12 protein-coding genes and 1 pseudogene are annotated in these 11,777 nt (G+C 61.9%); 5 read left to right on the top strand and 8 right to left on the bottom strand.

Features of this window, described 5'->3' with window-relative positions:
* Window positions 1-61: 61 nt before the first annotated feature.
* Window positions 62-718 (top strand): 5-formyltetrahydrofolate cyclo-ligase, encoded by a 657-nt coding sequence (locus tag NKJ28_RS19040; RefSeq protein ID WP_352636694.1) that lies wholly within the window; start codon window positions 62-64, stop codon window positions 716-718.
* A gap of 13 nt (window positions 719-731) precedes the next feature.
* On the opposite strand, the gene NKJ28_RS19035 is transcribed toward NKJ28_RS19040, so the two are convergent.
* The gene (locus NKJ28_RS19035; protein WP_023675099.1) at window positions 732-1,205 is read right to left on the bottom strand and encodes an Lrp/AsnC family transcriptional regulator; all 474 of its coding nucleotides are present in this window, start codon (window positions 1,203-1,205) and stop codon (window positions 732-734) included.
* Window positions 1,206-1,361: 156 nt separating this feature from the next.
* Here NKJ28_RS19035 and ald point away from each other — a divergent pair, with 156 nt between their 5' ends.
* Window positions 1,362-2,477, top strand: a complete 1,116-nt coding sequence (gene ald / locus NKJ28_RS19030) for an alanine dehydrogenase (RefSeq protein ID WP_023675100.1) — start codon at window positions 1,362-1,364, stop codon at window positions 2,475-2,477.
* A gap of 248 nt (window positions 2,478-2,725) precedes the next feature.
* Here the strand turns inward: ald and NKJ28_RS19025 are convergent, their stop codons facing one another.
* The 6 genes from NKJ28_RS19025 to NKJ28_RS19000 form a co-directional block, all read right to left on the bottom strand.
* Window positions 2,726-3,193 (bottom strand): DUF1203 domain-containing protein, encoded by a 468-nt coding sequence (locus NKJ28_RS19025; protein ID WP_352457506.1) that lies wholly within the window; start codon window positions 3,191-3,193, stop codon window positions 2,726-2,728.
* 77 nt (window positions 3,194-3,270) lie between these two features.
* Window positions 3,271-4,077: a 4-hydroxy-tetrahydrodipicolinate reductase gene (dapB, locus tag NKJ28_RS19020; RefSeq protein WP_352448952.1), complete on the bottom strand. Its 807-nt coding sequence runs from the start codon at window positions 4,075-4,077 to the stop codon at window positions 3,271-3,273.
* A 150-nt stretch (window positions 4,078-4,227) separates the two neighbouring features.
* The gene (locus NKJ28_RS19015; protein WP_352448953.1) at window positions 4,228-4,791 is read right to left on the bottom strand and encodes a GNAT family N-acetyltransferase; all 564 of its coding nucleotides are present in this window, start codon (window positions 4,789-4,791) and stop codon (window positions 4,228-4,230) included.
* 5 nt (window positions 4,792-4,796) lie between these two features.
* Window positions 4,797-5,648 carry a 3-mercaptopyruvate sulfurtransferase gene (gene sseA / locus NKJ28_RS19010; RefSeq protein WP_023675104.1) on the bottom strand — a complete coding sequence of 284 codons (852 nt, stop codon included), beginning with the start codon at window positions 5,646-5,648 and terminating at the stop codon, window positions 4,797-4,799.
* 35 nt (window positions 5,649-5,683) lie between these two features.
* A complete protein-coding gene (locus NKJ28_RS19005; RefSeq protein WP_352568588.1) occupies window positions 5,684-6,427 on the bottom strand; it encodes an alanyl-tRNA editing protein in 744 nt (247 codons plus the stop codon).
* Window positions 6,427-7,461 (bottom strand): cysteine synthase A, encoded by a 1,035-nt coding sequence (locus NKJ28_RS19000; protein ID WP_352457507.1) that lies wholly within the window; start codon window positions 7,459-7,461, stop codon window positions 6,427-6,429. The genes NKJ28_RS19005 and NKJ28_RS19000 overlap by 1 nt, the downstream gene beginning before the upstream one ends.
* A gap of 215 nt (window positions 7,462-7,676) precedes the next feature.
* Between NKJ28_RS19000 and NKJ28_RS18995 the strand changes: the two genes are divergently transcribed.
* Together NKJ28_RS18995 and NKJ28_RS18990 are read left to right on the top strand one after the other, a co-directional pair.
* A complete protein-coding gene (locus NKJ28_RS18995) occupies window positions 7,677-8,498 on the top strand; it encodes an SDR family oxidoreductase (RefSeq protein ID WP_352457508.1) in 822 nt (273 codons plus the stop codon).
* Between the two features lie 28 nt (window positions 8,499-8,526).
* Window positions 8,527-8,643, top strand: a pseudogene (locus tag NKJ28_RS18990) (alpha/beta hydrolase); the annotation flags it as partial.
* A 138-nt stretch (window positions 8,644-8,781) separates the two neighbouring features.
* Here the strand turns inward: NKJ28_RS18990 and NKJ28_RS18985 are convergent.
* Entirely contained in the window at window positions 8,782-10,200 is a 1,419-nt protein-coding gene (locus NKJ28_RS18985; protein WP_352636693.1) for a DEAD/DEAH box helicase, read from the bottom strand.
* A gap of 387 nt (window positions 10,201-10,587) precedes the next feature.
* Here NKJ28_RS18985 and NKJ28_RS18980 point away from each other — a divergent pair.
* On the top strand, window positions 10,588-11,777 hold a 1,190-nt coding region (locus tag NKJ28_RS18980; RefSeq protein ID WP_352636692.1), incomplete at its 3' end, for an acyl-CoA carboxylase subunit beta.

Raw genomic sequence — 11,777 nt, 5'->3', positions numbered from 1 at the left:
TCCCGGATATAGCTTACGTCCCGGATACGACTTGGTCGGAACAGTATATTGCAGGTGAAGCATGGCTAGGAATGAAGATGAAGACCCAGCGCAGTACGCCTCGCCGCCTTGTTTTATGCACGAGCTTGATCCGGAGTTCCAAGCGCCGCTATCCGACTGGACCGACGTAAGGCGCTGGCGCAAGGCCGAGCGCGAGCGGTTGATCGTATCCCGCCTTGCCGTTTCGGCCGACACGCGCGCAGCTATGTCGCAGCGCATTGCCGAAGGGCTCGACGCGGTGATCGGCGACATCGCCGGCCGCATGGTCAGCCTCTACTGGCCGTTTCGCGGCGAGCCGGACCTGCGCCCGTGGATGGAAACCGTTAACGCGCGGGGCGGGCGCACGGCGTTGCCCGTCGTCGTCGAGAAAGACCGGCCGCTTGTCTTTCGCGCCTATACCCACGGAGACCGGCTGGAGAAGGGCGTCTGGAATATCCCGATACCGGCCGAGGGTGATCCGGTGTTGCCCGACATCGTCATTTCGCCGATCGTCGGCATCGATCCCGGGCAGTTTCGCCTGGGTTATGGCGGCGGCTTCTTCGATCGCACGCTTGCCGCGATGCCCTTCAAACCGCTGGTCATCGGCGTCGGCTACGAACTGCAGCGCATCGTCACCATCTACCCGCAGCCGCACGACATTCGGATGGACCGTGTGGTGACCGAGGCAGTCAACACCTAGGCGAGTTCGGGGCCTAGGCGAGTTCAGGCTTCATTCCCACGGCCGTGCGATCGACGATTTCGCGCAAGGCAAAAGACGAATTGATCTTCGTCACATGCGGCATTGCCGACAGCCACTCCTTGTGGATGCGTTCGTAGTCGACGAGATCCTTTGCCGCGATGCGCAGGATGTAGTCATATTCGCCCGACATCAAATGGCAGGACAGGACGTTCGGGCAGCGCTTTATCGCTGCCTCGAAATCCGACAACGTCTTCTCGAATTGCCCGGACAGCGATATATGCACGATCGCCGTCATCTGGTGCCCAAGTGCAGCGTTGGACAGCCGTGCGTGATAGCCGCGGATGGTTCCGGATTTCTCCAGATTGTCCAGCCGCCGCGAACAGGCCGACTGCGACAGGCCAACCTTCTCGGCGAGCGCTGCGTTGGGTATCCGCCCGTCTTTCTGCAGCGTCTCGAGAATGGCGATATCAATCCTGTCGAGCGGCATTTTTGCGGGTTCCTGCGATAATTCTAATGTTTTGCGCAACGATTATCGAACAGTGGCCTCTCTGGCAAGCGCATTCGCAAACACTTACCGAACGATTCGTGGTTCACTATCTCTAGACAGGGAACGAGCCCCAAAGGGCCGGATCAGGAGAAAAAGATGCGCGTCGGTTGCCCCCGGGAAATCAAGAACCATGAATACCGCGTCGGCCTGACACCGGGTTCGGTCCGTGAATATGTCGCGCATGGCCATGAAGTGCTGATCGAGACCGGCGCCGGCGCCGGCATCGGCGCCGATGACAACGCGTATCGCGCCGCCGGCGCCACGATTGCCAAAACGGCCGCCGACGTTTTTGCCAAGTCTGACATGATCGTGAAGGTCAAGGAGCCGCAGCCCAACGAATGGGTTCAGCTCCGCGACGGCCAGATCCTCTATACCTATCTGCATCTTGCCCCGGATCCGGAGCAGACCAAGGGCCTGCTGGCCTCCGGCGTGACCGCGATAGCCTACGAGACGGTCACCGACGAGCGCGGCGGTCTGCCGCTGCTAGCACCGATGTCGGAAGTCGCCGGCCGCCTGTCGATCCAGGCGGGCGCAACGGCGCTGCAAAAGGCCAATGGTGGCCGCGGCGTGCTACTTGGCGGCGTGCCCGGCGTGCTCCCCGGCAAGGTCACTGTGCTCGGCGGCGGCGTCGTCGGCCTGCATGCTGCACGGATGGCCGCCGGCCTTGGCGCCGACGTCACCATCATTGACCGCTCGATCCCGCGCCTGCGTCAGCTCGACGACATCTTTGGCGGCCGCGTCCACACCCGCTACTCGACCGTCGAGGCGCTGGAGGAAGAATGTTTTTCGGCTGACATCGTCGTCGGCGCCGTGCTGATCCCGGGGGCAGCAGCGCCCAAGCTGGTGACGCGCGAAATGCTGTCGGGCATGAAGAAAGGCGCCGTGCTGGTCGACGTCGCCATCGACCAGGGCGGCTGCTTCGAGACCTCGCACGCCACCACCCATGCCGAGCCGACCTATGAGGTCGATGGCGTCATCCACTATTGCGTCGCCAACATGCCGGGTGCGGTGCCGGTCACCTCGGCCCACGCGCTCAATAATGCGACGCTGCATTATGGCCTGCAGCTCGCCGACAAGGGCCTCAAGGCGCTGGTAGACGACCACCATCTGCGCAACGGGCTGAACGTCCACAAGGGCAAGATCACGAATCGCGCAGTGGCCGAAGCGCTCGGTTACGACCTGGTCGAGCCGAAGGCCGTTCTCGCCGCCTGAGCTGTCCGAATCTGCCTCTCCAGTGCCCGTCGGATTCGTCCGACGGGTTTTTTCTTATGTCGAAAAACTGAAAAGTGTCGGGCGCGCGGAATAACCGGACAACAAAAAAGCGGAGCCAAAGCCCCGCTTCCTCGGTTGTCGAAAATTCCCGCCGGTTCATCCGCGGTCGGCAAATCGATCGACAGTGTGTTTCTACCGCTTGTATGCGACGGGAGTACGACAGCCCCAAGCCGGTGCAGCCTGTCCGGTTACGCGCGGTCGATCCGGCACTGATAGCAATTGTTGCGCGCCGAGCGGATGTGGACGTAAGCGATGTCGTCGCGTTCGAACAACGTCTCTGCCCGTGCGGCAATTGCGTCGGTCGGAATGACGCCGCCGCTGCCGTAAACGATGCGGTCGTCCTTGCCATAACCACGCACAATGTAATCGCTGCTTTCGAGCATTTCGGGAAGCATTTTCCCCTCGGCGGCGCGTTCGCATTCTTTCGCATGCAGAAAGATCGGCCCCGTTTCGGCATAAGGCTGCAGCTCCGGAAAAGGCCGATAGGCCAAAACAAGATAGGCTTCTCCCACAGCAATATTTTTCAAGCAATGACGGCAAGGCACGCCGTCGCCATCCGAAATTTGCCGCTCTGGCTTCAAGCCATAAGCATCCGGCCCGCCGCGCTGAAGTGCCCGGACAGCATTGGTTGGCAAGGCTTTGAATTTTAGCGTCATGGCAAAATCTCCGGTGTCGTCGACCGGAAATTATGCTCGCAAGACAGAGCTTCCCACCCGATTCCTGCCGAAATGGATCAATCCATCAGCGCGTCGAGACCACGAACCAGACCTTTGATCTGCTGTACCCGTCTGATGGCGAGCAGCGTGCCCGCCACGTAAGGCGCCGCGGACGAGCCGGCGTCGTGGCGTATGGTCAGCCGCTCGTCTGGCAGACCGAACAGCGCCTCGCAGGACAGGATGTAGGACGGCAGGCGAAGCGCGTGCACTTGCACCCCCTCGCCTGCGCCGACCGCACCACCGCGTGTGGCCGGCACGCCGGAGACCTCGGAGACCGGCTTTGCCGTTGAGGCCTTGCGGATGTCGGCCAGCGCTTCAGCAAGCTCTCGTGCGGTTCCGGAGGGCGCGTCGGGCTTCTTTGCACTAGCATAATCGATGACCTCGACATCCGGCACGTATTTTGCCGCCATAAGTGCAAACCGCTTCATCAGCGTGGCGGTGATGGAAAAGTTGCCAGCGGCAACAACGCCGACGCCATTGGCCCGCGCCGCGGCGTCGATCTCGGCATAGTCGGCAGCTCCCAGTCCCGACGTGCCGATCACCGTGTGCCGTCCGTTGTCGATGGCGAGCAGCACATGGTCTTTCACGACATGCGGCTTGGTGAAGTCGACCAGCACGTCCGACGGCGCCTCCAGCGCCTCGGCCAGCGAGGCCGAAACGGCAATACCATTAGCCGGCATACCAACCAGCAGACCGGAATCCTGCCCCGCGCCGCTGCGTGATACAGCCCCGGCCAGCGCCATGTCGCCTTGCGCCCCGATCGCCGGAACCAGCGCTTTGCCGACCCAGCCGGTCGCGCCGGCCATTACCACGCGTATTGCCATCGTGCGATCCTCCATCACCCATCGATTTTTAGACGATAGCGATATGGAAAGAGCCAAGCTCATTCAAGTCGGGCTCGCCTTTGAGTGTTGATCCAGAGACTCTGGGACATTGCAAAGACAAGCTGAAGCTCGGATGAACGGGCCTGAAAATCAGGGCCGCATGACGCTGGCCGCGCGCTCGGCAAAAGACATCGGATGTACGACCTCCTTTTTTTGCGCCACTGGCGTAAAGCCGAGTTTTTGATACAGCGGCAGTGCTGCTGGGTGATCGAGGGTGCAGGTCTGCACCGTCACCCGCTTTGGCCCGTGCGACCAGGCTGCGGCGATTGCCGCACCGAGGAACCAGCGGCCGATGCCTTGCCCGGTCGCGTGCTCCATCATTCCGAAATAAGCGAGTTCCACTTCCTCCGGCAAATGCGGCTTGAGGTCGAAGAAGCCGGCCGGCGCACCATCCAGATAAAGCACCCTGATGTCGCGGTCCTCGCGGTGGATGCCCGCCGCAAGCTCCTCGTCGCTCAGCCTCAAAACATTGACCCAGTGCCATTTGCGGCCGACCCGATCCATCAAATAGCGGTAGAAATGCAGGGGAATGTCTTTGGTCTTGAGCAGCGCGATCTGGCGGTTGTACGGCAGCGGCGGCGAATAGGCAGGCGGCACATGCATTTCGAGAAACGTCACGGTGACATCGATGTCTTCCAGCGATCCGTCTTCCATCACCGTCAGTCCTTGCCCGTCACGACAGGCGTGTCGGAAAGCCCGCCCCATTCGGTCCATGAACCGTCATAAAGTCTGTTGTCGGCATGGCCAAGCGTCTCCAAAGCTAGCGTGACGGCTGCCGCGGTGACGCCCGACCCGCAGGAGGTGACGACCGGCTTCGACAGGTCGATGCCGGCTCCTTCGATCACTTTGCGCAGCCTGTCCTTCGGCAACAATTCGCCGTTTTCCGAAAGCGCCGAAAACGGCACGTTGTGCGCGCCCGGCATATGGCCGGAGCGGATGCCGGGGCGCGGCTCCGGCTCGGTGCCGGCAAAACGGCCAGGCGAGCGCGCGTCGGCGATCTGGCTCTCCCCCGTCTCGACGATCCGGCGCATGTCGGCAAGGCTGGCGACGCGGGCGGCATCGAAGTTGGCATAAAACACGCAAGGCGCGATCTTCGTCGGCTCCGCAGTCACCGGCCGTCCGGCGGCTTTCCAACGATCGAAGCCGCCGTCGAGTATATAGACCTGGAACACGCCCATGACGCGAAACAACCACCAGGCGCGCGGTGCAGAAAAGAACCCTGGCCCGTCATAGACAACAATCGTGTCATCGGCCGAAATACCCATCGCGCCGACATATTGCGCGAAATGCTGCGGCGACGGCAGCGTGTGCGGCAGAGCCGCGTCGGGGTCCGAAACCGCATCCTGGTCGAGGAAGCGGGCGCCTGGAATATGCGCTACGTCGTACTCGGCGCGCGCGTCACGCTTTTGCGCCGGCAGATACCAGGACGCGTCGACAATCGTCAGGCCGGGTTCGCCGAGCCGCTTCTGTAACCAATCGGCATCGATGGTGAAAGGACTGTCGTCGGCCATCTTTTCTCTCCTGTCCCGTCCGTCGCAGTCCTATATCAGGCTGGCGGCATAGGACCAAAGCGAATGCGGAAGCGCCGGTTCTCGCGGCCCTTCTTCTCGATCTTGCCGATATGGATCTCGCCGATTTCGCTGGTGCTCTTTACATGGGTGCCGCCGCAAGGCTGGCTGTCGATCGAAGCGTTCTCGCCGATGCAGACCAATCGGATCCTTCCCGTGCCGGCCGGGGGCCGCACATTCTTGGATTTCACCAAGCCCGGATTGGATGCCAGTTCCTCGTCGGAAATGAGCCGGGTGAAGATCGGGTGGTCGGCTCGCACCAGCTCCATCAGTCTGGCCGTCACGTCTTCCTTGGTAAAGCCGGCGTCCGGGATGTCGAAATCGATACGGCTGTCGTCCTCGGAAACCGCGGCGCCGGTGATCGGGAACGGACAGACGACGGTAAGCAGGTGGCAGGCAGAATGCATGCGCATCAGCAACTGCCGCCGCGGCCAGTCGATGGCGAGCCTCATGCGCTCGCCCACCTTTGGAACTGCCTGCTCCGGCGCCGGCACATGGATGATCTCGTCCTTGGTTTCGCCGGTGATCGTAGCGGCAATCGCTATGCCGGTGCCGTCGGCGCGTTCGAGGCTGCCGGTGTCGCCCGGCTGCCCGCCCGATGTGGCGTAAAACACCGTCCGGTCCAGAATGATGCCGCCGCGATTATTGACTGCGACGACGGTGGCGTCGGCCGTCCCCAGATAGGCGTCGTCACGAAACAGCGCTTCGGTCTTGTGCGCCATCACGCAACCCTTTCGAACGGTACCGAAATCGTGCTCTGTTGCTCCATCCACCCCGGCACCGGCAGCTTCTTTTCGCGCAGGAATTCAGGATTGAACAGCTTCGACTGGTAGCGCGTGCCGTAGTCGCAAAGCATGGTCACGATGGTGTGGCCGGGGCCTAGCTCGCGCGCCAGGCGAATGGCGCCGGCAATGTTGATGCCCGTCGAACCGCCAACGCAAAGCCCCTCCTCCTGGATCAGGTCGAATACGATCGGCAGCGCGTCCTCGTCGGGGATCTGGAAGGCAAAATCGGGTGTAAAGCCTTGGAGGTTGGCGGTGATCCGCCCCTGCCCGATGCCTTCGGTGATCGAACTGCCCTCGGATTTCAGCTCGCCGCTGGTGTAGAAGGAATAGAGCGCTGCCCCCAGCGGATCGGCCAGCGCGATCTTGACCTGGTTGTTTTTGGCCTTCAGCCCGAAACCGACGCCTGCCAGAGTGCCGCCGGAACCGACCGCCGACACGAAACCATCCACCTTGCCGTCGGTCTGGTTCCAGATTTCTTCGGCCGTGGTGCGGATATGGCCGTCACGGTTGGCGACATTGTCGAACTGGTTGGCCCAGATCGCGCCGTTCGGCTCGCTCTTCGCCATCTGCTCGGCCAGTCGGCCCGACAGCTTCACGTAATTGTTCGGGTTCTTGTAAGGCACGGCGGGCACTTCGATCAGCTCGGCGCCGAGCAGTTTGATTGTATCCTTCTTCTCCTGGCTCTGGGTGTCGGGAATGACGATCACCGTGCGGTAGCCGAGCGCCTTGGCAACCAGTGTCAATCCGATGCCGGTATTTCCGGCCGTCCCCTCGACGATGACGCCGCCGGGCCGCAGCAGCCTGCGCTGCTCCGCATCGCGGATGATAAACAGGCCGGCGCGGTCCTTTACCGACTGCCCGGGATTCATGAATTCGGCCTTGCCCAGGATCTCGCAGCCGGTTGCTTCCGAGGCCTTGTTGAGGCGGATCAGGGGCGTGTTGCCGATCACGTCGATCACAGAACGGGGCATGGAGATTCCTTTGTGGGTGCGGCGAAACCCTAGAAACCCGAAGCTTCGGTTTCAAGGCAAGAATTTGCCTGGTCCAGTCGCATTTCGCACACTGCAATTCCTACAGCCAGGAGCGCCCGACCGGTATTCATTTCAACCATGTACCGAAAAGCACTCTTTTCATTCGATTTCTTCACCGGTAGAGCACAGGCTAAGAAGAGCCGGCGGGGCGCAACATGACACTCTATCGGGCCAATCCGAAGCATGGCGTCGCCTGGATTACGGGCGGCAGCAGCGGTATCGGCCGTTCGCTGGCCAAGGATCTTGCCGCTCGGGGCTATGTCGTCGCGGTGACTGCGCCAGATGACCATCCGATCGATACGCTCATCGTCGAAACGGCGCAGATGGCGGGCCGTGTCGCAGCCTATCCTTGCGACGTGACCGACGAAAAACGCATGGCAAAGACGGTTGCAGCGATCGAGAAAGATCTCGGTCCGATCGTGTTGGCAGTGTTCAACGCTGGAAGCTATATCGCAACGCCGGGCGAGGATCTTGTGGCGCGCAATTTCCGTCGGTCTTTCGAAGTCAATTATTTTGGCATCATCAATGGCCTGCTGCCGGTCATCGAACGCATGCGCGTGCGCTCGCGCGGCCATGTCGTGCTGATCGGTTCGGTTACCGCCTATTTCGGCTGGCCCACCACCGCCGCCTATGGTGGCACCAAGGCGGCAGTCAATATCCTGGCCGAGTCGCTGAAATACGATTTCGACAAGATGAACGTCCGCATCCAGGTGATTAATCCGGGCTTTGTCGACACGCGGCTGACCGAAAAGAACTTCCTGCCGATGCCGGGCTTGATGCCGGTCAATCTGGCCTCGCGCCGCATCGCGCAAGGCATCGAATACGGCGGCTTCGAAGTCACTTTCCCACGCCGCCTGAGTTGGACGCTGAAGTTGCTCAGGATGCTGCCGAGGCCGTTCTGCCGATGGGTGATCAGCACGGTCACCCGCTGGAATGCGCGGCCACTGAATTTCGACCGCAAGCCGCCAGTCGAGTAGGATCGGTGATGGGCGAGCGATCGTGTTTGCGGGTCGCTGGGGCGCCGCACATGAATTGGTGCCGGTCGACGATACCGGCGACCCGGACAACCACGTCATTGCCGGCGACGCGCTGTCGCCATCGACCACGGCTTTCCTCGCGTAGCGGACCGTCGTGTGGATCGAGGCGGTGGTAAGGTGAACCAAAGGTCCCCAAGCAAGAGGGCGACCGAAGCATCGCTCCGGTCGCCCTCTTCAATCGTGTGTGACCAAGCCAGGCTTGGCCGACCGCAACACGGTCAGATTATGCGGCCCGCGCTGTTGGCCGTTTGCCGCCGAAGCGGCGCTTGTTATTGCCCTTGAAGGGCTTGGCGCCTTCCGGCTTGCGCTCGCCCGCAAAGGCCGGCTTGTCGCCGAACCGCTTCTTGCCGAAGCCGTTGTTTGCGCCGCCGGGCCGCCTGCCGTCGCGACGGCCATTGTGGTCGTTGCGATCATTGGCCGGTTCGAAGCTGCGCTCGTTCTTCTCGGCGGGATTGCGCTGCGGATCGGGGCTGCCGAGATGGTCGGCAACGATCGGCAGCTTGGTGCGGATGATGCGCTCGACCTGACGCAGCTTGCTGTTTTCAGACGGGTCGCAGAGTGTGATGGCGATGCCGTCCATGCCGTTGCGGCCGGTGCGGCCGATGCGGTGGACATAGCTCTCCGCCTCGTCCGGCAGGTCGAAATTCACCACATGGCTGATGCCGGGCACGTCGATGCCGCGTGCAGCAATGTCGGTCGCCACGAGAATGCGCACCGAACCCTCACGGAAATCGTTGAGTGCCTTCTGGCGGGCGTTCTGCGACTTGTTGCCGTGGATGACGGCGGCCTTGAAGCCGTCGCGCTCGAGATCCTTGGTCACCCTGTCGGCGCCATGCTTGGTGCGCGAGAAGATGATGACGGACTTCATCGCCTCATCGGCAAGCATGTTGGCCAGCACCTGGCGCTTCTGCTTGGTGCGGGCAAAGACGACACCCTGCACGATCTCGGCTGCCGCGGTGCTGTGAGGAGCGACTTCGACGCGGATCGGGTTCTTCAGCAGGCCTTTCGCCAGTTCGGCGATCTCGGCCGGCATAGTCGCCGAGAACAGCACCGTCTGACGGTCCGGCGCCGTCGCCTTGGCGATTCGCTTCACGTCGTTGATGAAGCCCATGTCGAGCATGCGGTCGCCTTCGTCGAGCACCAGCCATTTGGTGTCGGCAAGCATCAGGTCGCCTTCACGCACAAGGTCGGTCAGCCGACCGGGCGTTGCGATCAGGATGTCGACGCCGGGCGCAACCTTCTTCACCTGGCTGAAGCGCGAGACGCCGCCCAGCACGAGCGCGGTCGATACATGCGCGCCCTTGGCGAGCAGCTTGATCATCTCCTCGATCTGCACCGCGAGTTCACGTGTCGGCGCCAGGATCAGCGCGCGGGCCGACTTCGGCCGGCGCTTGGTGCCAAGTGCGATGATCTTCGACAGGATCGGCAGCGCGAACGCCGCCGTCTTGCCCGAGCCGGTCTGGGCGATGCCGAAAATGTCGCGGCCTTCGAGCTGCGGCGGGATCGCCTGGGCCTGGATCGGCTTCGGATCGGTAAAGCCGGCGGCATTGGTAGCCTTGAGCAGTGCGCCGGTAATTCCAAGTGCGGCGAAACCGTTCAGTTCCCCAGTGTCCTTACCGGTCAAAGTGTTTTCATTAGTCAAAATATTCTTCTTTCATGCGGCTCCTGGCCGCAAATATCAATGGCGGCAGGGCGCAACCTGCCGTCGAAAACTGTCATGAAACGACAAGGCGGGCGGACGTCATCGTCCGCACGGCTGCGCTGTCGTGCCCGCAGGCTTCATGCCACGGGGCTTTTTCGCCACCTTGCCGACCTGTCGGGAAGAGGGAAAACAGACGCAACCAGTCTCATTCGTCGAGAAGGCCGGATTATCCCGGCCCAAGCGCCTATGCCGCCGCATATGGCCCAGTTCGCATCGAAATGCAAGGGGCCCGATGCTGCAGCGCAGCAAAAGCCATGAGGAAGCGGCGCTTGCGCTCTCTCGCGGGCATGATTACCACAATGCAGCTTTCCGTTTCGGGGACCGGTCATGAAGGACGTGCTGAAGGAACTCGAGCGCCGCCGCGAGATCGCCCGCATGGGCGGCGGCCAGGCCCGCATCGACGCCCAGCACAAGAAGGGCAAGCTGACCGCCCGCGAACGCATAGACGTCTTTCTCGACGAGGGCTCGTTCGAGGAGTTCGACATGTATGTCGAGCACCGCTCGACCGATTTCGGCATGGAGAAAACCAAGATCGCCGGCGACGGCGTCGTTACCGGCTGGGGCACCGTCAACGGTCGCCCGGTCTATCTTTTCGCCAAGGATTTCACCGTGTTCGGCGGCTCGCTGTCCGAGGCCCATGCCGAAAAGGTGGTCAAGGTCCAGGAGATGGCGCTGCGCAATCGCGCGCCGATCATCGGCCTTTACGACGCCGGCGGCGCCCGCATCCAGGAAGGCGTGGCGGCGCTCGGCGGCTATGCCGAGATCTTCCAGCGCAATGTACTGGCCTCTGGCGTCATCCCGCAGATTTCACTGATCATGGGCCCCTGCGCCGGCGGCGATGTCTATTCGCCGGCGATGACTGACTTCATCTTCATGGTTCGCGAAACGTCCTACATGTTCGTCACCGGGCCGGATGTGGTGAAGACCGTCACCAACGAGACGGTCACCGCCGAAAGCCTCGGCGGCGCTTCTATCCACACGACGAAGTCCTCGATCGCCGACGGAGCCTACGACAATGACGTCGAGGCGCTGCTGCAGATGCGCCGGCTGGTCGATCTGCTGCCCGCTTCCAACACGGCGGAAATTCCCGAGATCGAATGCTACCAGTCGGTCACCGATCACGATCTGTCGCTCGACAGGCTGATCCCCGACAATGCCAACAAACCCTACGACATCAAAGAGTTGATCCTTAAAGTTGCCGACGAGGGTGACTTCTTCGAGATCCAGCAGAATTTTGCGAAAAACATCGTCACCGGCTTCGGCCGTATCGAGGGCCGCACCGTCGGCTTCGTCGCCAACCAGCCGATGGTGCTGGCCGGCGTGCTCGATTCGGATGCCAGCCGCAAGGCGGCTCGTTTCGTGCGATTCTGCGACTGCTTCTCGATCCCGATCGTCACCTTCGTCGACGTGGCCGGGATAATTACCCGCCCCCCGCAGGAATATTGTGCGTTGTTAAAACACAGCGCCAAGAGTATGTTATACAAATACCCACCCACCGTGGCAAAAATAACCCGCAA

The organism is Mesorhizobium sp. M0145, from assembly GCF_040322355.1.
GTDB lineage: Bacteria > Pseudomonadota > Alphaproteobacteria > Rhizobiales > Rhizobiaceae > Mesorhizobium.
This window is presented reverse-complemented; position numbering and strand designations above follow the sequence as displayed.

Excerpts from the sequence above, each read along its gene's own strand:
- NKJ28_RS19040 (WP_352636694.1), top strand. The coding sequence starts at position 62 with ATGGCTAGGAATGAAGATGAAGACCCAGCGCAGTACGCCTCGCCGCCT.
- NKJ28_RS19035 (WP_023675099.1), bottom strand. The coding sequence starts at position 1,205 with ATGCCGCTCGACAGGATTGATATCGCCATTCTCGAGACGCTGCAGAAA.
- ald (WP_023675100.1), top strand. The coding sequence starts at position 1,362 with ATGCGCGTCGGTTGCCCCCGGGAAATCAAGAACCATGAATACCGCGTC.
- NKJ28_RS19025 (WP_352457506.1), bottom strand. The coding sequence starts at position 3,193 with ATGACGCTAAAATTCAAAGCCTTGCCAACCAATGCTGTCCGGGCACTT.
- dapB (WP_352448952.1), bottom strand. The coding sequence starts at position 4,077 with ATGGCAATACGCGTGGTAATGGCCGGCGCGACCGGCTGGGTCGGCAAA.
- NKJ28_RS19015 (WP_352448953.1), bottom strand. The coding sequence starts at position 4,791 with ATGGAAGACGGATCGCTGGAAGACATCGATGTCACCGTGACGTTTCTC.
- sseA (WP_023675104.1), bottom strand. The coding sequence starts at position 5,648 with ATGGCCGACGACAGTCCTTTCACCATCGATGCCGATTGGTTACAGAAG.
- NKJ28_RS19005 (WP_352568588.1), bottom strand. The coding sequence starts at position 6,427 with ATGGCGCACAAGACCGAAGCGCTGTTTCGTGACGACGCCTATCTGGGG.
- NKJ28_RS19000 (WP_352457507.1), bottom strand. The coding sequence starts at position 7,461 with ATGCCCCGTTCTGTGATCGACGTGATCGGCAACACGCCCCTGATCCGC.
- NKJ28_RS18995 (WP_352457508.1), top strand. The coding sequence starts at position 7,677 with ATGACACTCTATCGGGCCAATCCGAAGCATGGCGTCGCCTGGATTACG.